21 protein-coding genes, 1 pseudogene and 1 riboswitch are annotated in these 23,080 nt (G+C 52.4%); of the genes and pseudogenes, 14 read left to right on the plus strand and 8 right to left on the minus strand.

Annotated features, from left to right (window positions below; translation table 11 throughout):
- The first annotated feature begins 73 nt into the window (after nt 1-73).
- Entirely contained in the window at nt 74-1,006 is a 933-nt protein-coding gene (locus R3I13_RS20615) for a phosphodiester glycosidase family protein (protein ID WP_346319863.1), read from the plus strand.
- Here R3I13_RS20615 and R3I13_RS20620 read toward each other — a convergent pair.
- Both R3I13_RS20620 and R3I13_RS20625 read right to left on the minus strand, forming a co-directional pair.
- A complete protein-coding gene (locus R3I13_RS20620) occupies nt 990-1,292 on the minus strand; it encodes an SdpI family protein (protein WP_346319864.1) in 303 nt (100 codons plus the stop codon). The genes R3I13_RS20615 and R3I13_RS20620 overlap by 17 nt on opposite strands.
- Nucleotides 1,293-1,441: 149 nt before the next feature.
- Complete coding sequence (locus tag R3I13_RS20625; RefSeq protein WP_346319865.1) at nt 1,442-4,153, minus strand: AsmA-like C-terminal region-containing protein; 2,712 nt, start codon at nt 4,151-4,153, stop codon at nt 1,442-1,444.
- Between the two features lie 87 nt (nt 4,154-4,240).
- Between R3I13_RS20625 and R3I13_RS20630 the strand changes: the two genes are divergently transcribed.
- From R3I13_RS20630 to R3I13_RS20640, 3 genes are all read left to right on the plus strand, one after another.
- A complete protein-coding gene (locus R3I13_RS20630; RefSeq protein ID WP_346319866.1) occupies nt 4,241-4,834 on the plus strand; it encodes an RNA methyltransferase in 594 nt (197 codons plus the stop codon).
- Nucleotides 4,831-5,292, plus strand: a complete 462-nt coding sequence (locus R3I13_RS20635; RefSeq protein WP_346319867.1) for a TlpA disulfide reductase family protein — start codon at nt 4,831-4,833, stop codon at nt 5,290-5,292. The genes R3I13_RS20630 and R3I13_RS20635 overlap by 4 nt, the downstream gene beginning before the upstream one ends.
- A gap of 158 nt (nt 5,293-5,450) precedes the next feature.
- Nucleotides 5,451-6,245 carry a hypothetical protein gene (locus R3I13_RS20640; protein WP_346319868.1) on the plus strand — a complete coding sequence of 265 codons (795 nt, stop codon included), beginning with the start codon at nt 5,451-5,453 and terminating at the stop codon, nt 6,243-6,245.
- Here R3I13_RS20640 and rluF read toward each other — a convergent pair whose 3' ends face one another.
- Nucleotides 6,246-6,989: a 23S rRNA pseudouridine(2604) synthase RluF gene (gene rluF / locus R3I13_RS20645; RefSeq protein WP_346319869.1), complete on the minus strand. Its 744-nt coding sequence runs from the start codon at nt 6,987-6,989 to the stop codon at nt 6,246-6,248.
- Between the two features lie 51 nt (nt 6,990-7,040).
- On the opposite strand from rluF, the pseudogene R3I13_RS20650 reads away from it, so the two are divergent.
- Nucleotides 7,041-7,463, plus strand: a pseudogene (locus R3I13_RS20650) (ORF6N domain-containing protein); the annotation flags it as partial.
- Nucleotides 7,464-7,517: 54 nt separating this feature from the next.
- Here R3I13_RS20650 and R3I13_RS20655 read toward each other — a convergent pair.
- From R3I13_RS20655 to R3I13_RS20665, 3 genes are all read right to left on the minus strand, one after another.
- A complete protein-coding gene (locus tag R3I13_RS20655; protein WP_346319870.1) occupies nt 7,518-9,896 on the minus strand; it encodes a ribonucleoside-diphosphate reductase subunit alpha in 2,379 nt (792 codons plus the stop codon).
- A 56-nt stretch (nt 9,897-9,952) separates the two neighbouring features.
- Nucleotides 9,953-10,924 (minus strand): ribonucleoside-diphosphate reductase small subunit, encoded by a 972-nt coding sequence (locus R3I13_RS20660; protein WP_346319871.1) that lies wholly within the window; start codon nt 10,922-10,924, stop codon nt 9,953-9,955.
- Between the two features lie 136 nt (nt 10,925-11,060).
- Nucleotides 11,061-11,266: riboswitch (cobalamin riboswitch) on the minus strand.
- Between the two features lie 324 nt (nt 11,267-11,590).
- Entirely contained in the window at nt 11,591-13,144 is a 1,554-nt protein-coding gene (locus R3I13_RS20665) for a hypothetical protein (RefSeq protein ID WP_346319872.1), read from the minus strand.
- 158 nt (nt 13,145-13,302) lie between these two features.
- Between R3I13_RS20665 and leuC the strand changes: the two genes are divergently transcribed.
- The 5 genes from leuC (at nt 13,303) to R3I13_RS20690 (ending at nt 18,376) form a co-directional block, all read left to right on the plus strand.
- Entirely contained in the window at nt 13,303-14,700 is a 1,398-nt protein-coding gene (leuC, locus tag R3I13_RS20670; RefSeq protein ID WP_346319873.1) for a 3-isopropylmalate dehydratase large subunit, read from the plus strand.
- A 9-nt stretch (nt 14,701-14,709) separates the two neighbouring features.
- Complete coding sequence (leuD, locus tag R3I13_RS20675) at nt 14,710-15,309, plus strand: 3-isopropylmalate dehydratase small subunit (RefSeq protein ID WP_346319874.1); 600 nt, start codon at nt 14,710-14,712, stop codon at nt 15,307-15,309.
- Between the two features lie 9 nt (nt 15,310-15,318).
- Nucleotides 15,319-16,398: a 3-isopropylmalate dehydrogenase gene (leuB, locus tag R3I13_RS20680; RefSeq protein WP_346319875.1), complete on the plus strand. Its 1,080-nt coding sequence runs from the start codon at nt 15,319-15,321 to the stop codon at nt 16,396-16,398.
- A 17-nt stretch (nt 16,399-16,415) separates the two neighbouring features.
- On the plus strand, nt 16,416-17,921 hold the full coding sequence (locus R3I13_RS20685) for a 2-isopropylmalate synthase (protein ID WP_346319876.1): 1,506 nt from the start codon (nt 16,416-16,418) through the stop codon (nt 17,919-17,921).
- Between the two features lie 128 nt (nt 17,922-18,049).
- Nucleotides 18,050-18,376 carry a barstar family protein gene (locus R3I13_RS20690; RefSeq protein ID WP_346319877.1) on the plus strand — a complete coding sequence of 109 codons (327 nt, stop codon included), beginning with the start codon at nt 18,050-18,052 and terminating at the stop codon, nt 18,374-18,376.
- Between the two features lie 70 nt (nt 18,377-18,446).
- On the opposite strand, the gene R3I13_RS20695 is transcribed toward R3I13_RS20690, so the two are convergent.
- Both R3I13_RS20695 and R3I13_RS20700 read right to left on the minus strand, forming a co-directional pair.
- Nucleotides 18,447-19,286 (minus strand): DUF1080 domain-containing protein, encoded by an 840-nt coding sequence (locus R3I13_RS20695; RefSeq protein WP_346319878.1) that lies wholly within the window; start codon nt 19,284-19,286, stop codon nt 18,447-18,449.
- 37 nt (nt 19,287-19,323) lie between these two features.
- On the minus strand, nt 19,324-19,998 hold the full coding sequence (locus tag R3I13_RS20700) for a M15 family metallopeptidase (RefSeq protein ID WP_346319879.1): 675 nt from the start codon (nt 19,996-19,998) through the stop codon (nt 19,324-19,326).
- A gap of 115 nt (nt 19,999-20,113) precedes the next feature.
- Here R3I13_RS20700 and R3I13_RS20705 point away from each other — a divergent pair, with 115 nt between their 5' ends.
- The 4 genes from R3I13_RS20705 (at nt 20,114) to R3I13_RS20720 (ending at nt 23,074) form a co-directional block, all read left to right on the plus strand.
- Nucleotides 20,114-20,896, plus strand: coding sequence for an SDR family oxidoreductase (locus tag R3I13_RS20705; RefSeq protein ID WP_346319880.1), 783 nt, complete (start codon nt 20,114-20,116; stop codon nt 20,894-20,896).
- Entirely contained in the window at nt 20,896-21,660 is a 765-nt protein-coding gene (locus R3I13_RS20710; protein WP_346319881.1) for a hypothetical protein, read from the plus strand. Before R3I13_RS20705 ends, R3I13_RS20710 begins: the two co-directional genes overlap by 1 nt.
- A gap of 224 nt (nt 21,661-21,884) precedes the next feature.
- On the plus strand, nt 21,885-22,739 hold the full coding sequence (locus R3I13_RS20715; RefSeq protein WP_346319882.1) for a fumarylacetoacetate hydrolase family protein: 855 nt from the start codon (nt 21,885-21,887) through the stop codon (nt 22,737-22,739).
- Nucleotides 22,740-22,744: 5 nt separating this feature from the next.
- Nucleotides 22,745-23,074: an L-rhamnose mutarotase gene (locus R3I13_RS20720; RefSeq protein WP_346319883.1), complete on the plus strand. Its 330-nt coding sequence runs from the start codon at nt 22,745-22,747 to the stop codon at nt 23,072-23,074.
- Nucleotides 23,075-23,080 lie beyond the last annotated feature (6 nt).

The raw sequence follows: 23,080 nt of genomic DNA on the forward strand, positions 1-23,080 counted from the left end.
CGGGGTTTTTTTATACCATGTTTTACGCAATAATAACCTGTAACTCTGCCCGCTATTTCCTATTTTTCTGCCCATGAAACGCTTATTGATACTATTGGCCATGCTGCCCGCCGCGGCGCAGGCGCAGCTCCGCTGGCAGCCTTCCGCGCCGCACAACGAAGGCCTTCCCGCCAGCATGCGGGTTTTTGAAACCGAAGATTCACTGGACGGCAAACCCTTCCGCGCCTTTTACCTGGAATTTGATCCTGCAGACCCGCAGATGGAAGCCGTGATCCGCACCGGCAACGGCAAGCGCCTCACGCCGGCACAATACAACAGCATAGAAGGCCCTTCCGTGCTGGCAGTTATCAATACCACCTTCTTCTCCTTTCAAACCAACAGGAGCCTCAATATCGTGATACACGAGGGAAAGGTCATCGACGTAAATCCCAAATCGATCCCAAACCCCAACCGTGTGATCTACACGACCCGCGGCGCTTTCGGGCTCAGCAGAAAGAACCGGCCGGATATTGCCTGGGTATACAACGTGGGCGAAAAGAACCGCCCCTATGCTTACGAAGTGCCCGTTACTCCCGAGATCAACGGAATAGACACAGTATATCGTCAGCCCGGGAAAAAATACCCGCAGGGCGCGCACCGCTGGAAAATGAAAGAAGCGGCTGGCGGCGGACCTGTACTGGTGCAGAACGGCAAAGTGCATGTAACGATGAAGGAAGAGCGCATGGGCAGTGTGAAAGACTTCCATCCCAGGTCTGCCGTGGGTTACAGGACAGACGGTAAAGTGATCCTGCTGGTGGTGGAAGGAAGGAATAAAGGCGTAGCTGAAGGCGCAACCCTGACGCAGCTGGCGGAGATATTCACGAGCCTCCAATGCGTGGAAGCCCTCAACCTCGACGGCGGCGGATCATCCGCACTGTACGTAAACCATCTCAATACCATCAAACCTTCCGATGCGGCAGGGCAGCGGCCTGTGCCCGCAGTGCTGGTGATCAGGCGGAAGGGGTAGATTTTTTCCGGGGTTTGCTGCGTTTGTTCCCGTCTTCGTCGAACTCCTGCAGCAGATGCCATTCGGTAAGACCGGTGAGCAACAGCGCGCAGAAGATCACGGGCGTGATGGTGAGATACAGGAAAACATCCGTCTGCGTCTTGAAGATCAATGCCATCAGCAAGCCGAAAGGGATCAGGACGTACGCCATGCAACGTGAAAGATAAGCAGCATACTGGTTGGCTTCGTGCCAGGTGTCTTTGTTGATCGTGGAAGAGAAAGTGCGGTAACCGTACCATGTTTTCATGCTGCGTGGCGGGTATTTCCGGATCATGAATCCCATAAAAAGGAAAAGCAGTCCGGCTAACAAACTGGCATTACAAAAGGGGCTGTATATAATGCTGTCCATAAAAAAAGCGTGGTACAATAGTACCACGCTTTATATTACAAATGATCTCAGTGTTTTGTTGTATCTGCTGCGGTGTTTTTGCGCTTGTTCAATAATCCTTTCAGCGTGTTGTTCAGCGTTTTTTCCGCCGCTTTGCCGGCGTCTTTGATATTCCCGGAACCGGTGCTGTCTTTAGTGCCGAGCAGCTTGTTCTTCAGCTCGTCCTTCACTGCGGAAACGGCCTGGTTCTTCACTTGTGTGAGGGAATCTTTCACCGTCTGCTTTACGGTATCCACTTTATTCTTGATCATGGCGGTGGCCTGGTCTTTCAGGTTTTCCGCCGCTTTGCCCGCCGCTTCTTTCAGGTCTGTTTTCACGGAGGGTTTCATGATGTTGCCGCCCAGCAATACATTCAGGTAAACGGTGTCGCTCACCTGCACGGGAATGCCTTTGCTGGTGGCCTGAGACACGAGGTTGTTCACCAGCGCATTGCCTTTCTGCCCCAGCAGCGCGCGCGGAAGCGCCAGCTGCATGGTGTAGTCCATGCTCTGGTCAAAGCCATGGCTGCCGCCTATCAGCATGTTCATGTTGGGAAGCTTCACGCGGAAAGGATTCACGGTCATCCGGCCGTTCTGGAAGGCAAAATAGTTTTTGATATCTCTCACTGAAATGTCCTGTAAAGCGGCAACATTCAGCTGGTTGGCCAGCTGGTCCAGCGGTGCGAATTTTTTCAGGAAGCCCTGTATGAGCAGCAGGTTGCCGTCGCCGGAGAGGGTATTGATCTCGGGGCTCATATCCTTTCCCAGCTTGCCTTTTACGGTGAGCTGCGAGCTGAGCTTCCCGCTCAGGAACTGCGCGATGGGCATGAGCTTCTGTACAGTGTTGAAGGCTTTGAAGGTCTGCTGCACGTCCAGCTCTTTTACGTCGTAGGCAAGGCTGATATCGGGATGGTTCTTGTCGTTTTTGGTGGAATAAGTGCCGTCGATCTTCATGCTGCCCTGCAGGGTATTGGCTTTGATGTCTTTCATCGTCACCGTTTCATCTTTGATGAGCAATGAGCCGGAAAGATTGTTCAGGTCCACTTTGTCGTAATGCACTTTGTCTACCTGTGCCTGCACGGTAAAGTCCAGGTTGTTGGGCACGGCGAATGGCACAGCTGCGGCGGTATCTGCGGGTTTAGAGGGTGTTGATTCACTGCTGCCGGTGGCCATCCATTTATCAAGATTGACCTGGTCCGCTTTGAGCGCCAGCCTGCCGTTGAGCGCTTCGTTGCGCAGCGCGTAGGCCAGCAGGTTGTTCACTTCGCCGTTGGCGGAGAAGTTGGTGCCGAGATACTGGCCGTTGAAGTCGGAGATGGTCACGTTCTTCGGGTTGAAGAGCATATGCAGGGATGAGACTTTCACGCCGTCAGGGTAATCGCTGCTTTTGTACAGCAGGTTGTTCACGGAAAGATTACCGGCTGCGTGGAAAGCTTCATATTGCTGTTTTTCGATGGCGCTCATGTAGCCGCGTGCCTGGAGGTCTGCATTCAGCAAGCCTGCCAGCTGGGTGCCTTTTTCGAATTTTACGAACTGGCCTACTTTGCCAAGGTCCAGCTTGCCTTTGGCGGCGGCGTCTATGTAAAGGTCGGATACGGGCGTTTTCACCATCAGCCGCATATCCACAGGACTGTCGTCCATTTCAAGATGCGCCTGCGGCACGTCCACGATCGTATGGTCCGGCACGCCGTCGGGATTGCTCACGTTCACCGCCAGTTGTATGTTCTTTACCGGTTTAGGCAGGTCCGGGTATTGGAAGAAGCCGTTCTTCACGCCCAGGTGCAGCTGGTAGGCGGGCATCTGCGTGTCCGAATAGGTGCCTTTTACGAAACCGGAGAAATTGGCGTTGCCGCTGGTCTTGATGCTGGCGAAATCTTTCGAGTACACCGCCGGGATGAGGGACAGGATGTCTTTGAAATCAGTGGATGGCGATGCGAACTGCACATCCATTTTGTAGGTGCTGTCGTTCAGCAGCTGCACAAAGCCTTCTGTGGACAGTTTCAGGTTGTTGATGGAAATTTTGTCCGTTTTGAAGGCATAAGTGCTGGTCTTATTATCTATCTTGATATCAGCCGCGATTTCCGCCTTTGTGTTGAGCAGGTAGGGGATGAACCCGTAGGCGAAGCTGAGGGATTCAGTAGTGGTGGAGGTTTGCAGCACGAATTCATCCTGCGTGAAATCGCCTTTGCCTTTATGGTTCAGCTCGTCGATCTTCAGGTGCATATGGCCCTGGTGGTCGTCGTACTTGATGGTAGCGTCTTCTATGCTGTATTGCTGCAGGCTGAAGGCGAATTCGCCGGAGGAAGTGTCTCCCGGCGCAGCGGCGGCAGTGTCCGTATCCGGTTTGGCTATGTCCCAGTTGGCGCGGCCTTCTTCGTCCACGATAGCGTATATGCGTGGCTGTTGCAATACCACGTTGTACACGTCGATCCTTTCCCCTTTGATGGCGCTCATCAGGTTCATGGCAACGTCCAGCCGCTTAACGGCCAGCAGCGTGTCCCCGTTGAAATGGTCCACCCCGGTGATGGACAGTTCTTCCAGCGCTACGGCCAGCCTTGGAAACCTGCGGAAAAGACTGATATCCACATCTTTGAACTCTACCCTGGCATTCAGGCTCTTGTTCAGTTCCGATTTGACCTTGGCCATGATCTGGCCTTTGAACAGGTAAGGAATCGCGATCAGCAGGGCGATCAATACGATAAGCCCTATCCCGATACCTTTCAGTACCTTTTTTAACTTCATAGGATCCGTTTTTTATAAACACGCTAAAGATAGTAAATCGTATTACTGAAACTAATTTCTGTTAATTTTACATATAAAATTAACAGCATGACGCCGGAGCGAAGAGAAAGGCTTTTGACCGTATTGCACAACCGCCAGTGCAACCTGACCGTGGTGCTGGAAAATGTGGAAGACCCGCACAACGTGTCTGCCGTGCTGCGTACCTGCGATGCCGTTGGCATACAGGATGTATATGTGCTTACCACCAAAGCCCCCCGGGTTAAGAAATGGGGCGCCAAAAGCTCGTCCAGCGCAGCCCAGTGGCTCACTGTCCATCAATATACCGATGTGAAGGAACTGGTGGCTGAATTGAGAAAAAAATATGACCGGATCTATACAACGCACCTCGCATCAGGCGCGGTGAGCTTATATGATATTGATTTTAACGGTTCGGTAGCGCTGGTGTTCGGCAACGAGCAGAAAGGCGTGAGCGATGAACTGCGGGCGCTGGCAGACGGGAATTTCATCATCCCGATGATGGGCATCATCCGCTCCCTGAATATTTCCGTGGCCTGCGCCGTGAGCATTTATGAAGCCATGCGGCAGAAAAAGAACGCAGGGCATTACGCACAGCCTTCCCTTCCGGAAGTTCAGCGCGCCGCGCTTTTAACGGAATGGGGATTTAAACAAGAGGACTTATGAGAATCCTGCTGATCCTTTTATTATTCACGGTTTCCGCCGGCGCGCAACAGGTACAGCGCGTGAATCCTTCGCAGCTGGAGCAGCTGATGCGGGAAGGCGATTCCGTGATGGTGGTGAACCTCTGGGCCACCTGGTGCGTGCCCTGCATCAAAGAGCTGCCCCATTTCGAAAAACAATCGCGGCTAAACCCATCCGTTAAATTTATATACCTGAGCCTCGACCTCGACGACGCTTATCCTTCAAAGATCAGACAATTTATCCGCCAACGGAAGATCAGCGGGAAAGTATACTGGATGGAAGAAACGAACGCCAACAAATACGCCCGCATCATAGACCCGCGCTGGGAGGGAAGCATCCCGTCCACCATCATTATCAACCCTGCTAAAGCTTACCGCAAATTCATCGAAGGCGTAATGGAGGAGGAACAGCTGCAATGGGAGCTGAGCCGGGCGAGGTAGTTTTTTAACCTGTTGATAACCAGCAATAGTTTGGTAGTCTCGCAATTAATCTCTAATTTGAACAAAGATTAATCCCAGATACATCTGCATTTGCATTCGTAACCTCAGACAGGTTTTTTACCATTATTTATTTGAACCCGTACTTACAAAATCATGTTATGTCAATTGAATTCTTAAACCCCGAGACCAGCGTGGTATTTTCCGCTCCGAAAGACCTTCCGCAGGGCGGTAAGTTTGCCGACGCGCTGAAGAACATTACCCGCGACATTCCTACTTCAGACAAGCTCACCGGTATTGAGCTGCGCCTGCTGCCGCCTTTCGTGAAAGACAACAATACCGAGCCTTTCCTGCTGCTGCCCGGCTTTGCCAAGCTGTATTGCCTTACCATCGTGGTGAGCGACATCAACAACCAGTTGCTTGGCGGCATTGACCTGCAGGGCTTCCCGAGGATCGGTGACAATGAGCATCTGCCTATCAACAAAACCATTTTTTACTGGCAGCAGAACGATACGGACAAACTGCCGCCCAAGCAGATCCACACCATGTGCGCCGTGATCAAAAGCAAAAAGGCCCTGCGCGAAACTGGCAAGGTGATGGCAGACCTGAAGAACGACGAAGAATACAAGTCGCTGCTGGGAACCGTTACCGGCCTCGTTTCCAATGCCAGCCCGGCAGGCGTTGCGCTGGATGTGATCAACCAGGTGGCCGGTATCGTGGGCAGGTATCTCGGCAACGTGGAAGATAAACCGGTAGGCACCATCATCAACAGCTTTACGGACATCCGCGGTGACTTCGATCATGAAGGTGTGCGTAAGCAGGCTTTCGAAACGAAAAAAGTGAATTTTGAAATGGAAGTGATCGTAAGAGCGCAGCGCCATACGGAAAGAGGCATGCGTTCGCTGGAGAATGGCCACGACGAGCAAGTGGAAGTGCAGCTGGAGCCGCTTTGGTAGTTATTCGTCCATGCCGCCCAGGTCGGATCTATCCGCCGTTTTGCTGCTGTTCGCCACCATTTCGTTCATCAGCGAAATTTCGTCTTTGGTGAAATACCGCCATTTGCCGGGCGGGATGTCTTTCAGCGTAATGCCCATGATGCGGGTGCGTTTCAGCGTGGTGACCTTGTACCCCAAAGCCTCGCACATCCTGCGTATCTGTCGGTTGAGGCCCTGCGTGAGGATGATCCTGAAGCGTGTGTGGCCTTCCTGCTGCACAAAACATTTTTTGGTGTATACTCCCAGGATGCGCACGCCGCTGCGCATGGTCTTCACGAATTCCAGGGTGATAGGCTTGTCTACCGTTACGATATATTCTTTCTCGTGCTGGTTGCCCGCGCGCAATATCTTATTGACGATATCGCCGTCGTTCGTAAGGAAGATGAGGCCTTCGGAAAGTTTGTCCAGCCGGCCGATGGGGAAGATGCGGGATTTGTAGCCAACATAGTCGATGATATTGGTCTTGTCTTTCAGGTCGGTGGTACAGGTAATACCTTTTGGTTTATACAGTGCGATATAAACGGGCGCTTTCTTTTTCTTCAGCGGTTCGCCGTCAATTTCCACCACGTCGCCTTCTTCCACGCGGTTGCCTTTGGATGCAATGTTGTCATTGATGGTCACGCGGCCCTGTTCAATGTAATTATCTGCCTCCCTGCGGCTGCAGAAGCCGGTTTCTGCGATGTATTTGTTGATGCTGATGTCCATATCGGACTGCAAATTTAAGGGAAAAAGCGGGCTTGCGGAAAATCGTACGGTGTACAGCCTTTTCGGCTGAAGGAGCAGATGAAACGCAACATTGATCGGTTTCCCGAGAATTTTATGTTCCAGTTATCAGAACAGGAGGCACTTTCAATGGTATCGCAAAATGCGATACCTTCCAAACAGCACCTGGGCGGGCATTTGCCGATCGCTTTCACCGAGCATGGCGTGCTAATGCTTGCCAATGTGCTCCGCAGCGAACGTGCTATACAAGTCAGCATCCAGATCATTGAAATATTCGTAAAAATGCGCGAAGCACTTTCCGTGCATAAGGATGTGCTATTGCAACTGGAAAAACTGGAAGGAAAGGTAAGCTCGCATGGAACCGACATCCAGGTGATCTTTGAATACCTGGAACACCTGATCGACCCGCCGAAAGAACCCCGTGTGGAAATCGGCTTCAGGAAGCACAGCCCATAAAAAAAAGCCCGGGGAATACCCCAGGCCTTTTTATTATAATCAATAACAGTTTTATCAAGCACTGCAGGTCACGCAACCTTCTTCCATCGTGCAAACCGCGCCTACAGGCACGCCCAGCTCGTCCGCGGCGCTTTCGGCCGGGGCGATAACGGGCACCATGTTCTGGCCGCCTTGTTTTTCTACGGTGAACTGAACGGCTTGTGCCGCGGCCTGTGTACGCAGGTAGTACATGCCGGTCTTCAGGCCTTTTTTCCAGGCGTAGAAGTGCATGGAAGTGAGCTTGGAAGCTGAAGGCGTATCCACGAACAGGTTCAGGCTCTGGCTCTGGCAGATGAATGCGCCACGGTCTGCAGCCATATCGATGATCGTACGTTGTTTGATCTCCCAAACGGTTTTGTACAGTTCTTTGATATTGCCCGGGATCTCATCTATCTGCTGGATGGAGCCGTTGGCAGCGATGATCTTGTTCTTCATGTCGTTGTCCCACAGGCCCAGTTCCACGAGGTCTTTCAGCAGGTGTTTGTTCACCACCACAAACTCACCGCTCAGTACGCGGCGGGTGTAGATGTTGGAGGTGTAAGGCTCAAAGCACTCGTTGTTGCCAAGTATCTGCGAGGTGGATGCGGTGGGCATCGGCGCCAGCAGCAGAGAGTTGCGGATACCGTAGGTTTTGATCTCGGCTTTCAGGCCGGTCCAGTCCCAGCGGTCGGAAGGCGTGGTGCCCCACATATCATATTGCAGGATGCCTTTGCTGGCGGGTGAACCTTCGTAGCTGTCGTATGCGCCGTCTTTCTTCGCCAGGTCTTTGGAGGCGGTGAGGGAGGCGAAATAAATGGTTTCGAAGATCTCTTTGTTCAGCCGCTGTGCCTGTTCGCTTTCAAAGGGGTAACGCAGCAGGAAGAACGCGTCTGCCAGGCCCTGTACGCCGAGGCCGATGGGGCGGTGGCGCAGGTTGGAACGGCGGGCTTCTTCAACCGGGTAATAGTTCTCGTCGATGATCTTGTTCAGGTTCAGTGTAGCCTGGTAAGTTACTTCGAAGAGCTTCTGGTGGTCGAACTTACCGTCGATCACGAAGCGCGGCAGCGCCAGTGAAGCGAGGTTGCATACGGCCACTTCGTCGGAAGAAGTATATTCGATGATCTCGGTGCAGAGGTTGGAGCTTTTGATGGTGCCCAGGTTCTGCTGGTTGGATTTGCGGTTGGCGGAATCTTTATACAGCAGGTACGGCGTGCCGGTTTCGATCTGTGCGTCCAGGATGGCGAACCAGAGGTCCTGCGCTTTTACGGTTTTGCGCTGGCGGCCTTCGGCTTCGTATTGTTCGTACAGTTTCTCGAATTCCTCGCCCCAGCAATCTGCCAGCCCGGGTGCTTCGTGGGGGCAGAACAGGCTCCAGTTGCCATTGGCTTCCACGCGTTTCATGAACAGGTCCGGCATCCAGAGGGCATAGAAAAGGTCGCGGGCGCGAAGCTCTTCTTTACCGTGGTTCTTGCGCAGGTCCAGGAACTCGAACACGTCTGCATGCCAGGGCTCCAGGTAAATGGCGAACGCGCCTTTGCGTTTGCCGCCGCCCTGGTCTACGTACCGCGCAGTGTCGTTGAACACGCGCAGCATGGGGATGATGCCGTTGGAAGTGCCGTTGGTGCCGCTGATATATGAACCGGTAGCGCGGATGTTATGAATGCTGAGACCGATGCCGCCTGCGCTCTGGGAGATCTTGGCGGTCTGTTTCAGGGTGTCGTAGATGCCGTCGATGCTGTCTCCCTGCATGGTCAGCAAAAAGCAGCTGCTCATCTGGGGTTTGGGCGTACCGGCGTTGAAGAGGGTGGGCGTGGCGTGGGTAAACCAGCGCTCGCTCATCAGGTTGTATGTTTTGATGGCGGAGTCGATATCCTCTTTGTGGATACCAACGGCCACGCGCATGAACATGTGCTGCGGGCGTTCGGCGATCTTGCCGTCGATCTTCAGCAGGTAAGAGCGTTCCAGCGTTTTGAAACCGAAATAATCGAAAGCGAAGTCGCGGTCGTAGATGATGGTGGAATCGAGTATGTCAGCATGCTGACGGATCACTTCCCACACTTCATCGCTCAGCAGGCCGGCGGGTTTGCCGGTTTTCGGATCGATGTATTCGTAGAGTTTCTTCATCGTTTTGGAAAACGACTTGATCGTATTTTTATGCAGGTTGCTCACCGCGATGCGGGAAGCGAGCTGCGCATAGTCCGGGTGTTTGGTTGTCAGGGAAGCGGCGGTTTCCGCAGCCAGGTTGTCCAGCTCGGTGGTGGTAACGCCATCGTACAGGCCCTGGATCACTTTCTTCGCTACGTCGATTGAATCTACATATTCCGGCGCCAATCCGTAACACAGTTTTTCTACTCTTGCCGTGATCTTGTCAAATTTGACAGATTCCTTTCTTCCGTCTCTTTTTATAACGAACATAGTGTGATGAATTTAACTGGGTGAATAAATATATGTCGGGTGTATTCTTGTTTTGTCTAAAAGTCTTCGTCCAGGCTGAAAGTCTGTGCCTCTTTATTTCCCATTACGCCGGATTTCTGGTAATCGCCCACGCGTTTTTCGAAGAAGTTGGTTTTGCCCTGCAGCGAGATCATTTCCATGAAATCGAAGGGGTTGCTGCTGTTGAACATTTTGCTGCAACCCAGCGCCTGCAGCCAGCGGTCTGCCACAAATTCGATGTATTGTTTCATCAGGTCCGCATTCATGCCGATGAGGGCGGCGGGCAATGCGTCTGTAATAAATTCTTTTTCGATAGACACGGCGTCGCCGATGATCTCATGCACTTCTTTTTCGCTGAGCTTGCCGTTGAGCATGCTGTACAGCAGGCAGGCGAACTCGCAGTGCAGCCCTTCGTCGCGGCTGATGAGCTCGTTGGAGAAGGTAAGGCCGGGCATGAGGCCGCGTTTTTTCAGCCAGAAAATGGAGCAGAAGCTGCCGCTGAAGAAGATGCCTTCCACCGCTGCAAATGCCACAAGGCGCTGCGCGAAGGTGCCGTTCTCGATCCAGCGGAGGGCCCATTCGGCTTTCTTTTTCACCGCAGGCACGGTGTCGATGGCGTGGAAGAGGCGGTCTTTCTCCACCGGGTCTTTCACATACGTATCGATCAGCAAAGCATAAGTTTCGGAGTGGATGTTTTCCATCATGATCTGGAAGCCGTAGAAACAACGCGCTTCTGGTATCTGTACTTCGCTCATGAAGTTCACCGCCAGGTTCTCGTTCACGATCCCGTCTGATGCCGCAAAAAAGGCCAGCACATGCGAAATGAAGTGGCGCTCGCCATCGTTCAGCTTCGCCCAGTCTGCCAGGTCGCCGCTGAGGTCGATCTCCTCGGCGGTCCAGAAGCTGGCTTCATGGCGTTTGTATTGTTCCCAGATGGCGGGGTAATTGATCGGCAGCAGCACGAACCTGTCCTTGTTGTCTTTCAATAAGATCTCATTCTCGTTACTCATTAGTAATTTTTTATACGGTTCACTATCCCTAGTTAAGTTAATGCGGGTTCGCGGCGTGGGGAGACGGGAGCGCGTTATCCGTAGAGGAGGTACATCCTGGGGTCGGGCTCGCCATAACCTTATTTCGCGAAGGTTTTGACAATTACGTTGTTCTGGCAGGTCTCCTGGCTTTCCCTTGCCGGGTGAGCCTTCCCACCCCGACGCCTGTCGGGGCAGTGGCATTTTGCAAAGCATCCGGCATATAGGGGATCACAGTAGCGCGTCTGCTCGTGAATTCCACACGATTCCCTATTAATTCTCCACGTTTAAGAAACGTTTGAAGCCAGCACAACGAAGTCAAGAACTGTTGCAAATGTAATGATCAAACTATCCCGTCAAGGTGGTAAGTTTCCCCCATATGTGGATAAAGAATGTGAACTTTTTGGGATCGCAGAAGGGGCGTACAATTCACGTTATTCACATCTAAAAGCAGGTATTTGGTATGATAGAAAAACAGAATGTGTTGGAAATCTGGCACGTATTAGCACAAGCAAAATGTGTAGCGAAAATTACCCTGAAACACAAAGGATTGGAAGATCCCTTCTTTATATGAAGAAACGCCGGGGATAACCTTTCCACGGCGTTTCAATATTAAACGTACGTTGTCTTTTTGTTAATGTGCATTAACTAAATCCGCGGCACTTTGTTGATAAACTTCTTCCTGATCACCTCCTGCACAGGTATCCCGTCTATCTTGCTTTCCAGCCAGCTCACAATATCGAGATACAAATAGCTCCTGCGCTCGTAAGGATTCTTCGCGATGATCTCCAGCTTTCCCTTCAGCTCGCGAAAAGCGGTGCGCAAAGCCTTGGGATTGGCGTACATGTTCTTGCGCAGGAATTTCAGGATCTCTTCCATGACCAGGCTTAAGTCCTTGTTCTTCGCAATGAAGTGGTACACAGATTTGATCAGGTATTCCACCAGGCTGTAGTTCTCCAGCTCGTAATGCGCGATCAGGTGAAGGATGCGCGCGAAACATTGTATGTCTGCCCGCAGGTTGCCTATCCGCAAATGAATGATCTTGTTCAGGTAAACGATCGCGTTATTATTATCGCCGCTGCCGAAATAAAGGCAGGCGATCTTGTAATAAAATACAAGCACGCGGTGCTGGTCCACGGTTAGCTGGTGCTCCGATATCTTGCATTCCACCTCGCTCACGAGCTGCAGCCCTTCTGAAAAAGTGCCGTCAAGGAAGTGCCGGTTGATCTTGCCGGTATAGAGATACACGAACGCGGAGGTGCGCGTGTTCTCATTCATGCTTTCTTCTTTTTCGACAATGAACTGCTCCATTTCGGTAAGCACCTCGGTGAATTTATCGTGGTTCATCGTGTGGAAATGCGCGGTCAGAAGGTTGTGCATCGCTTTGATGTACAGGTCCACATCAGTATCGCGCAGGCTGGGATATTCGGTGAACAGGTCCACCCACTTCTGGGTATACCGGTAATACATCACGAAATCCTGCAAAATATAATAGTACCAGCAATAAGCCTGGTAAAGGTAAATGCGTTCGTAGAAGCTCATGCTGCCCTGCTGCACTGCCGGCAGGTTGGCTTCGAAGAAAGACCGCAGCATCATGGAATCCTTCTCGTCGCGCGCGTGCCCCAGCTTGAGGTACATGCCGTACATCCGCAGGGCCAGGGTGCTCAGCTTGCTCACGTTGTTCAGCTGCTCGTTGATGATCCGGCTTTCGTCGCTCAGCTCTTCCGCCCGGTTGTCCAGGCTGCGGGTGATGTGCCTGCTTTCGATCAGCTTCTCAAATTCCACGGTCTCGAAATACAGCATCACTTCTTCCTGCTCCCGCGCGCTGGTTTTAGCTTTGGCCAGTATCTTGAGGCTTTGGTTATACAGTCCTTTGTTGTACAGCACCCGCGCATAGTCCAGCTGCTCCCGCAGATCTATCAGCGGGTCTTTTGTTTTATATAACAGCCGTAAGGTGGTGAGAAGATGTTTGTACAGGTGGGCCTTTACGTTGCTCAGCTGCTGTTTTTTGATGTCCGGGACCCGTTTCAATACCTGCTCCTCGTCGTATTCCTTCATTTTGTCCAGGGCGTTGAACAATTGAATGAAAAGCACGTCCTCCTTCGTGTTATCCCGGTTGAATGCCAGCTGGAAATTCCTTTTTTCGGCTTTTGTTAGCGTTTTTATTAATATGAATAAAGCATCGTTCTGCGTGTTGGACATCGTTGTTACAGAATTGTAAATTATTGATCCTCAATAAGTTAATGGTCATATATCGCCTTTGCGAATCGTAATAATGACAAATTTAACGATCTGAGGTTTAAATGTGTCAATTAGATTTGAAGGTGTAAATAGGAAGGAAAGCAAATTTAAGGAGAAATATGGGGAAAACATTATTTGACAAGATCTGGGACAGCCATATCGTAGCCAGCAAGCCGGGTTTCCCGGATGCGGTGTACATCAACACCCATTTCATTCACGAAGTGACCAGCCCGCAGGCTTTTGACGGGCTCCGCAGGCGCAACATTCCCGTGTTCAGGCCTGGAAAGACCCGTGCCACACCGGACCATAACGTACCGACGATAGATCAGCACCTTCCCATCAAAGAGGCCCTGAGCCGCAAGCAGGTGGAGATGCTGACGAAAAATACAGCCGAATTCGGCGTAGAGCTTTACGGCCTCGGCCATCCTTACCAGGGCATCGTGCACGTGATCGGGCCGGAGCTGGGCATTACCCTGCCGGGTATGACCATCGTATGCGGCGACAGCCATACTTCCACCCACGGCGCTTTCGGGGCGGTAGCCTTCGGCATCGGCACATCGGAGGTGGAGCAGGTGCTCGCTACCCAGTGCATCCTGCAATACAAGCCTAAAAGGATGAAGATCGAGGTGAAGGGGCAATTGAAGAAAGGAGTGGTGTCTAAAGACATCATTTTATATATCATTTCGCAGATCTCCGCATCAGGCGCCACGGGTTATTTCGTGGAATATGCAGGGGAAACCATCCGCAACCTCAGCATGGAAGCGCGCATGACCGTCTGCAACATGAGCATCGAAATGGGCGCCAGGGGCGGGCTTATTGCGCCGGACCAGGTGACCTTCGACTATATCAAAGGCCGCGAGTTTGCGCCTAAAGGCGAGGACTGGGACAAGGCAGTGGCTTACTGGCAAACGCTGCACACCGATGCGGACGCGCAGTTCGACAAAGTATTGGAATTTGATGCGGCAGACATTGAACCGCAGATCACCTACGGCACCAACCCAGGTATGGGCATGGGCGTAACCCGCAATATTCCTGCACTGGCGGAGATAGACGAAACAGAACGGCCTTCCTTCTCCAAATCCCTCCAGTACATGGACCTTCAGCCGGGCAGCCGGTTGCTGGGCAAAAAGGTGGACTACGTGTTCATCGGTTCCTGCACCAATTCAAGGATCGAAGACCTGCGGATGGTGGCGGAATTTGTAAAGGGAAAGAAAAAGGCGGAGGACGTGACCGTCTGGATCGTGCCCGGTTCCAAACAGGTGGAAGCGCAGGCCATTGCAGAAGGGATAGATAAGATATTTGAAGAAGCGGGCTTCCAGCTGCGCCAGCCGGGCTGTTCAGCTTGCCTGGGCATGAACGAGGATAAGATTCCCGCGGGCAAATACTGCATTGCCACGAGCAACCGTAACTTCGAAGGCAGGCAGGGGCCCAACGCCCGCACCTTCCTGGCCAGCCCGCTCACCGCGGCGGCGGCCGCCATCACCGGTAATGTGACCGACGTAAGAGAACTGATATAATTATTGACAATGGACAAAAAATTTGCTAACCTGTCGTCTTCAGTGGTACCGTTACCGATAGAGAATATAGACACAGACCAGATCATTCCCGCACGATTCCTGAAAGCGACCACACGCGAAGGGTTCGGCGAAAACCTGTTCCGTGATTGGCGGTACGACGGGCAGGGTGCGCCCAGGAGGGATTTTGTGCTGAACAACCCGCTTTACAAAGGCAGTATTCTTGTGGCCGGTAAGAACTTCGGTTGTGGTTCCTCCCGCGAGCATGCTGCATGGTCGCTGGCCGATTATGGATTTAAAGTAGTGGTGAGCAGCTTCTTTGCGGACATCTTTTCGAACAACGCGCTCAACAACTTCATCCTGCCCGTGCAGGTAAGCGAAGGGTTCCTGCAAAATATCTTCACAGCCGTGGAGAAAGATCCTGCCGCGCAGCTGGAAGTGAACCTGGAAGAGCAGTTCATCCGCATCAGCGCCACCGGCGAACAGGAAAAATTTGACATCAACCCATATAAAAAGACCTGCCTGCTGAACGGGTACGACGACATCGACTACCTGCTCAGCCTCAGCAAGGAGATCAACGCATACGAAGCTACAAGACCTTTTAATTTCTAATACAATCTAATGGGAGTTACGAAGAAAATATTGGTTATACCCGGAGACGGGATCGGGCAGGAAGTGACCGCGTGGGGAAAGAAAGTGCTGGAGACGATCGCTGCCAACTACAAGCACACCTTTACTTTTGATGAAGGCATTATGGGTCACGTAGCCATCGAAGCCACCGGCGACCCGCTGCCAGACAGTACGCTGGAAAAAGCGCGCCAGAGCGACGCCATCCTTTTTGGCGCTATCGGTCATGCCAAATACGACAACGATCCCACGCTGAAAGTGCGCCCGGAGCAAGGCCTGCTCAAGATCCGCAAAGAGCTGGGCCTGTATGCCAACCTGCGCCCCATCAAGCTGTTCGACGACCTGCTGCAGGCGTCCAGCATCAAGCCGGAGATACTCCAGGGCGCAGACATCCTGTTTTTCCGCGAGCTCACCGGCGATGTGTATTTCGGGGAAAAGAACAGGAGCGAAGACCGTACTTCCGCTTCAGACCTGATGATCTACCACAAATACGAAGTGGAGCGCATTGCCCGCAAAGCCTTCGAGGCCGCACGCACCCGCAAAAAGAAACTTTGTTCCGTTGATAAGGCCAATGTGCTGGAAGCTTCCCGGCTGTGGCGCGAAGTAGTGCAAAGCCTGGAAAAAGAATACCCGGACGTAACAACCGAGCATATGTTCATAGACAATGCCGCGATGCAGCTCATCAAAGACCCGAAACGTTTTGACGTAGTGGTGACCGGCAACCTGTTTGGAGACATCCTCACCGATGAAGCCAGCCAGATCGCAGGTTCCATGGGCATGCTGGCCTCCGCTTCCGTAGGCGATTCCGTTGGTTTCTACGAACCCATCCACGGTTCCGCCCACGACATTGCCGGCAAAGGCATTGCCAACCCGCTGGCCTCCATCCTGAGCGCAGCGCTGCTGCTGGACATTTCATTCGGCCTCAAGGAAGAATCCCAGCGCGTGATCCGTGCCGTAGACGCCACGCTGCGCCAGGGTTTCCGTACGATGGACATTGCAAACAAACATACACCCAACGATTTTGTGCTCGGCACCGACGCCATGGGCACACAAGTCCTGAAAAACCTTAACTAACCTACAAACTGATTGTCATGGATAAAAATCGTGTATACGTTTTCGATACTACCCTCCGCGACGGGGAGCAAGTGCCGGGCTGCCAGCTCACCACCGTCGAAAAGATCATTGTCGCCAAAGAGCTGGAAGCCCTTGGCGTAGACGTGATCGAAGCAGGGTTCCCCATTTCCAGTCCCGGCGATTTCCAGAGCGTGGTGGAAATTTCCAAAGCCGTATCCGAACCGGTAATCTGCGCCCTCACCCGCGCGAACACGGCGGACATCGATGCAGCCGCGGCCGCGCTGAAATACGCCAAACGCAAGCGCATCCACACCGGTATTGGTTCGTCGGACATGCATATCAAATACAAGTTCAACTCCACCCGCGAAGCCATCCTGGAACGCGCTGTGGAAGCAGTGAAATATGCCCGCAAGTTTGTGGACGATATTGAATTTTATGCAGAAGACGCCGGCCGTGCGGATAACGAATATCTCGCCCAAATGATCGAAGCAGTGATCGCTGCCGGCGCTACCGTGGTGAACATCCCGGATACCAATGGCTACTGCCTGCCCGAACAATACGGCGCGAAGATCAAATACCTGGTGGATCATGTGTCCAACATCGACAAAGCGATCATTTCCGTGCATTGCCACAACGACCTTGGTCTGGCCACTGCCAACACCATTGCCGGCGTTGTGAACGGCGCGCGCCAGGTGGAGTGCACCATCAACGGCATCGGCGAAAGGGCGGGCAATACTTCTCTCGAAGAAGTGGCCATGATCCTGAAAACGCACCATGCATTGGGTTACACCACCGGCATCAACAGCAAAAAAATATACGAGATCAGCAACCTCGTGTCTAACATGATGCGCATGCCCGTGCAGCCCAACAAAGCGATCGTGGGCCGCAACGCATTCGCGCACAGCTCCGGCATCCACCAGGACGGTGTGCTGAAGCACCGTGAGAACTACGAGATACTCAATCCTGAAGACATCGGCCTGCAATCCAATTCTATCATCCTCACCGCGCGCAGCGGCCGTCACGCGCTCAGACATCACCTGGAGCGCCTTGGTTACAAGATCGACAAGATCAATCTCGATGAAGTATACGCCCGTTTCCTCGAAATGGCCGATACCAAAAAAGAGATCGCGGACCACGACCTGCTGACGCTGATGGGAGACGGAGATGCCAATCACTACGACGATAAAGGCATCAAAGTAACGCTGCTACAGGTAGTTTGCGGCGATCCCCTGCGCCCGATGGCCACCGTAAAGCTGCGCATCAACGGCGAAGAAAAAGAAGCCAGCTCAGCAGGCAACGGTCCGGTGAACGCCACTATCAACGCCATTCACAACATCATCCAGGACGATATCACGATCGACGAATTCAGCATCCAGGCGATGCGCGGCGGCAGTGAAGATGTGAGCAAAGTGAACATGCGCGTGCATCACGGCGGAAAGTCCTACTACGGCTTCGGCTACTCTACAGACATCGTGAACGCCAGCGTGCACGCCTATGTGGATGCGCTGAACAAGATCTATTAAGAAGAGTTTTTGTCTGTATAAAGGGCTGTTTCGGGGAACTGGAACGGCCTTTTTTGATGAATAGAACAACAATTAAAGGAGCCTTTCAATTTGCCCTTTTCCGCCTCCTTTCGTAACTTGCCATCATTATGAAAGCGACTTACAACGCCACCATCGAAGGAAAGAACTGCATCGAAATAGAAGGATTCTATGACGAGATCTCCCGCGCATTCCGCTTCCCGGATTATTTCGGACGCAACCTGGATGCGCTGTATGACTGTCTTTCAGGCCTCCACGGTGTGGAAGAGAATTATTTGCTTACCATCACCGATTTCGAATATTTCCTCGCGGAAGAAAATGAAGAGACCCGCAACAAAGTGATCGACATCCTGCAGGATGTTTCCCGTGAATGGGAAGATGTGCCGGTGACGGAGATCACCCGCCCGAAATCTACCCTGACCATCATCGTGCAATAAATTTATAATCGCATAAAAAAAGCGTCCTGCTGTTACAGCAGGACGCTTTTTTTTATATTCGCGCGGCAAACTATTTCCGCCGCTGCAATTCCTTTATCTTCTGCGCAAGCTTCTTTTTATCTTTCATATACGGCGCCAGGTCGAACAGCTCTACCTTCCTGTATTCCACCGGGTGGCTTTCGCTCTGCAAAGCGATATAACCTTCGCTCAGCAGCTTGCCGTTCTGCATCAGCGCAGGATCGCTGCCGCTTACGTTGCCCCCGCCGATCTGCGGTTTTTCGTATACCAGTACGGTATCTTTTTCGACGATGTGCTTCACGATGGAATCGCCCAGCACCAGCACTTCCGCGTGCACCCACTGGTCGCCGTTGTAGGTCTTACTGGTGGAATTTATGCAATGCGCGGTGATGAGCTTATTGTTCATCACCACATTGGTGCCTGGTGTGCAAAGGTTGGCCGTGGTGCGGTTGCCTTTGCCCAGCCCGCCCAGCAGCTGCACTTCAATGGAGATCGGGAAGTCCTGGTTCACGCCCATCGTTTTGGCGGCCTGTGAATGGATCATCGCGCCGCTGTTGCGGGTGGCCCAGCCCGGGCCGCCTTTCACCTGTTCGCCCACGAAACGGTATTCCATCACGAGCAGGTAAGCGGAAAATTTCCGCTTATGGAAGATGTGGCCGTATTGTTCCTTGAATTCGTCGTAGTTCTCGTAAGACACTGCCAGGTTGCCGTTCTGCACCCTGAAAGTGTTGCCATTGTTGTCGTTCAGCTGGTGGCCGGTGATCTTGATATCCCAGTCCTTCAGGTCTTTCCCGTTAAAAAGGCTGAACCAGCCGTTCTTCGCTTTCTGCGCCGAGCATGCGCCGCAAACAAGCGCCAGCCCCAACGTCATCATTAATTTGATATTCCGCATAGACGTGTGAGTAATTTGAACCGTTAAGCTATAAAAATTATTTAAGCTCCTCAAACCCAATATCCATAAGTGGATATTTTTGAGGGTCTTTGAGATAATAATGCCACCATTCGGTTTCCAGCGCCACGAACCCGTGCGCTTCCATGAGGGTGCGCAGCAGCATGCGGTTCTCTTTTACTTCGTCGCCCAGGTCCTGGTACTCGTGGTGGGCTTTTTCGGTGAAGTCGTCGTAAGGCGTAGGCATGGGCATTTCCCGGCCCGTTTTCAGGTAAATGAGCGTAAGGTCCACCGCCACGCCGCGGTTATGGCCGGAGCCTTTTTTAGGATCGGCGGCGTAACGGTCGTCCGGCACTATTTCCCACATTTTTTCCGTTACCCGGTAGGGGCGGTAACCGTCATAGATCTTGATGCCCAGGCCGAGCGGTTCCAGGTATTCCTGCAGGCGCAGCAAGGCCTCGTAAGCGGGCCGGCGGAGGAACACGGCCGGGAAAGGGTAGAGCACCGTTTTGGTGAAGTTGTCCATGGTGGCATAACGCACGTCCATCGCGAAATCCGTCACGCGAACCAGCGCCTGTTGCGGGTCTGCGCGCACGATCTCCTGGTACAGCGCAAGACTGTTCACCACGGGCAGCCCGTATTTATTAAGCGGTATTTGCTGGCAGTAACTTTGAATGGAAACGAATAATAAGCTCAGGATGAATATATTTTTCACTGATATCGATTTAGATGGCTTTAAAATTAGTGAAGAAAGTACATAATCAGGGTAAAAAAGAATTGCAATAAGGCATAATATTGAGGTATTTTAGAACCCTTAAAATAAGCAAAAGATGAGTTTTTTCCGACTAGATGGAAAAGTGGCAGTAGTGACCGGCGCCGGCAGCGGTATCGGCCAGGCCATTGCGCGGTGTTTTGCCGCCAGTGGCGCCACCGTTCACGTACTGGAGCTGAATGAAGAAGCAGGACTGGGCACTGTTGATGAAATCACCGCCGCAGGCGGCAGAGCGCAGGTGCATGCCGTGAATGTGGCAGACCAGGCGGCTGTTATCACCGTTATGAAAAATGTGGCCGGCATTTCCGGCAGGCTGGACATTCTCGTGAACTGTGCCGGCATTGCCCACGTGGGCAAGCTGGAATCCACCCCGGAACAGGATTTCGACAGGGTGTTTTCCGTAAACGTAAAAGGAACGTACAATTGCATGTACGCAGTAATAGAGCAGATGAAAAAACAAGGCGGCGGCGTGATCCTCAACATCGCTTCCATCGCTTCCAGCGTGGGTATACCGGACCGTTTCGCTTATTCTATGAGCAAAGGCGCGGTGCTCACCATGACGTTATCAGTCGCGAAAGATTACCTTGCCGATAAGATCCGTGTGAACTGCGTATCGCCCGCGCGCGTGCATACGCCGTTTGTAGACGGATTTATCGCGAAAAATTATCCCGGCAAAGAAGCGGAGATGTTTGAAAAGCTTTCCAAAACGCAGCCCATTGGCCGCATGGCAAAGCCCGACGAAGTGGGATACCTGGCCCTGTACCTCTGCTCTGATGAAGCAGGTTTTATCACCGGCTGCGACTACCCCATAGACGGCGGCTTCATTAAACTCAACAACTAATGCGACGACTTTTACTGCCATTCGCGCTGCTGCTCGTTTTTACCGCATGCAACAACAGCGCCACTGAAAATAAAAACAAAGGAGAAGAATCTACGGGCGAAGATGCGCCGGTAGTTCCGGCCAAGCCAGGCGGCACTTTCACCGTTACCATCCTGGACCGCGACAAGGATACTTCCTCCATCCGTTTCAACTTCACCGTAGATACGCTGAAGTACGAAAGAACTTACAACGACCTGCCGCTGATCAAAGGCTATCCCGATTCAGCGGTCTATAAAGTTTTCTGGGACGCGCCCAACAGCGTTTGGGTGGGCTTCATCAAACCCAACAGGGACACCAGGTATTACCATGGCTCGCAGGACAAAGCTTCGCTGAAGATACTCTGGGTGCCTTCGCCGCCGAAACGCATTTACCAGTACATGGAAAAATACGTAGGCCTGGGCGACGCCATCCGCCAGCAGGAAATGGTGCAGGAATATGATAAAGAGATCAAATCGGGCCAGATCATCGCGCACTTCATCGTCAGGCTGAAAGAGTTGAAAGAGCCCAACATGAAAGGCGTATACCTTGAATTCGGCGGCATCCGCCGGGAGCTGGAAATGCCCGTTCCGCAAGGCGCGAAGCCTTACATCCAGGTGGTGTCGGAAGATCATTGCGTGGTGGGATTGCTGACGCCCGATGGGGAGAAAGAAGATTATTACGAAGTAAAAGTGGTGAACGGCCGCATCGGTTACAAACAGGTGCAAACGGCTTTGAACATTAAGTGATTAAAAAAGTCCGTCATTGCGAGGAGCAGCGGGGCAAAGCGGGAGGGGCGACGAAGCAATCTCTTTCATTGAATTGGCGTACTTCAGACCATGGAGGAGATTGCTTCGTCGCGGCTCCTGCACAAAGTCCACGCTCAGCTCCTCGCAATGACGAGATTTTGCTGGTGCAATGAGCCTTTCAGTGCATTTAAAAGAATAATTGCAAATACAATAAACATTAACGAATGAAACTTATCAGGTTCGGATTGTTGGGAGAAGAAAAACCCGGTGTGGCAACGGAAGCCGGGATGTTTGACGTGTCTGCCTTCGGGGAAGATTTCGGGGAGCGTTTTTTTGAAACAGACGGGCTGGAGCGCCTCGCCAAATGGTGGGCGGCCAATGGCGGCAATTGCCCGAAAGTGCCGGAGGGCACAAGGCTCGGCTCCTGCGTACAGCGTCCTTCCAAGATCATCTGCATCGGCCTGAATTACGCCGATCACGCGCGTGAAACAAACGCCGCCATTCCCACGGAGCCGATCGTGTTCTTCAAATCAACCTCTTCCCTCGTAGGGCCGAACGACAACCTGGTAATCCCGCGCAACAGCGAGAAAACAGACTGGGAAGTGGAACTGGCCGTTATCATTGGCAAAAAAGCAAGCTATGTAGAGCAGAACGAGGCCATGGATTACGTGGCAGGCTACGCCCTTCACAACGACTACAGCGAACGTGCCTTCCAGCTCGAAAGGAACGGGCAGTGGGTAAAAGGGAAGAGCGCAGATACTTTCGCGCCGCTGGGCCCCTGGATGGTTACCAAAGACGAAATAAAAGACGTGCACAACCTGCGCCTGTGGCTGACTGTGAATGGTAAAAAGATGCAGGATGGCAATACATCCAATTTCATTTTCAACGTTCCCTACGTAGTATCATACCTTAGCCAGTTCATGACCCTGCTGCCCGGCGATGTGATCTCCACCGGCACGCCAGCGGGCGTGGGCCTGGGTTTCAACCCGCAGATCTACCTGAAAGCGGGCGATGTGATAGAATTGGGAATTGACGGATTGGGCACTTCCAGGCAGGAAGCAGTAGCCTGGAAAAAATAAACGTTATGAAAAGACACGTTCTCGCGCTGGATCTGAAAGATGATCCCAAACTGATAGAAGAATATTTAACGATCCACAAGGCCGTGTGGCCCGAAATACTGGAAAGCATCCGCGATGCGGGCATTACCGCCTGCGACATGTACCGCGCCGGCACCCGCATGATCATGATCCTTGAAGTGGACGATACGTTCACCTTCGAGCGCAAAAACGCCATGGACGAGGCCAGCCCGATCGTGCAGAAATGGGAGGCGTTCATGTGGACCTTCCAGCAGGCCATTCCCGCCGCAAAACCGGGCGAGAAGTGGGTGATCATGGACCAGTTCTTTTCTTTATAGTTCTTA

The sequence above is a fragment of the Chitinophaga sp. YIM B06452 genome (assembly GCF_039655965.1).
GTDB lineage: Bacteria > Bacteroidota > Bacteroidia > Chitinophagales > Chitinophagaceae > Chitinophaga.

Coding starts and splice junctions, on each gene's coding strand:
- R3I13_RS20710 (WP_346319881.1), top strand. CDS start 20,896: ATGCGACGACTTTTACTGCCATTCGCGCTGCTGCTCGTTTTTACCGCA.
- R3I13_RS20695 (WP_346319878.1), bottom strand. CDS start 19,286: ATGCGGAATATCAAATTAATGATGACGTTGGGGCTGGCGCTTGTTTGC.
- R3I13_RS20660 (WP_346319871.1), bottom strand. CDS start 10,924: ATGAGTAACGAGAATGAGATCTTATTGAAAGACAACAAGGACAGGTTC.
- R3I13_RS20705 (WP_346319880.1), top strand. CDS start 20,114: ATGAGTTTTTTCCGACTAGATGGAAAAGTGGCAGTAGTGACCGGCGCC.
- R3I13_RS20625 (WP_346319865.1), bottom strand. CDS start 4,153: ATGAAGTTAAAAAAGGTACTGAAAGGTATCGGGATAGGGCTTATCGTA.
- R3I13_RS20640 (WP_346319868.1), top strand. CDS start 5,451: ATGTCAATTGAATTCTTAAACCCCGAGACCAGCGTGGTATTTTCCGCT.
- R3I13_RS20655 (WP_346319870.1), bottom strand. CDS start 9,896: ATGTTCGTTATAAAAAGAGACGGAAGAAAGGAATCTGTCAAATTTGAC.
- R3I13_RS20715 (WP_346319882.1), top strand. CDS start 21,885: ATGAAACTTATCAGGTTCGGATTGTTGGGAGAAGAAAAACCCGGTGTG.
- leuC (WP_346319873.1), top strand. CDS start 13,303: ATGGGGAAAACATTATTTGACAAGATCTGGGACAGCCATATCGTAGCC.
- R3I13_RS20635 (WP_346319867.1), top strand. CDS start 4,831: ATGAGAATCCTGCTGATCCTTTTATTATTCACGGTTTCCGCCGGCGCG.
- leuD (WP_346319874.1), top strand. CDS start 14,710: ATGGACAAAAAATTTGCTAACCTGTCGTCTTCAGTGGTACCGTTACCG.
- R3I13_RS20665 (WP_346319872.1), bottom strand. CDS start 13,144: ATGTCCAACACGCAGAACGATGCTTTATTCATATTAATAAAAACGCTA.
- R3I13_RS20615 (WP_346319863.1), top strand. CDS start 74: ATGAAACGCTTATTGATACTATTGGCCATGCTGCCCGCCGCGGCGCAG.
- R3I13_RS20690 (WP_346319877.1), top strand. CDS start 18,050: ATGAAAGCGACTTACAACGCCACCATCGAAGGAAAGAACTGCATCGAA.
- R3I13_RS20630 (WP_346319866.1), top strand. CDS start 4,241: ATGACGCCGGAGCGAAGAGAAAGGCTTTTGACCGTATTGCACAACCGC.
- R3I13_RS20620 (WP_346319864.1), bottom strand. CDS start 1,292: ATGAAAACATGGTACGGTTACCGCACTTTCTCTTCCACGATCAACAAA.
- rluF (WP_346319869.1), bottom strand. CDS start 6,989: ATGGACATCAGCATCAACAAATACATCGCAGAAACCGGCTTCTGCAGC.
- R3I13_RS20685 (WP_346319876.1), top strand. CDS start 16,416: ATGGATAAAAATCGTGTATACGTTTTCGATACTACCCTCCGCGACGGG.
- R3I13_RS20720 (WP_346319883.1), top strand. CDS start 22,745: ATGAAAAGACACGTTCTCGCGCTGGATCTGAAAGATGATCCCAAACTG.
- leuB (WP_346319875.1), top strand. CDS start 15,319: ATGGGAGTTACGAAGAAAATATTGGTTATACCCGGAGACGGGATCGGG.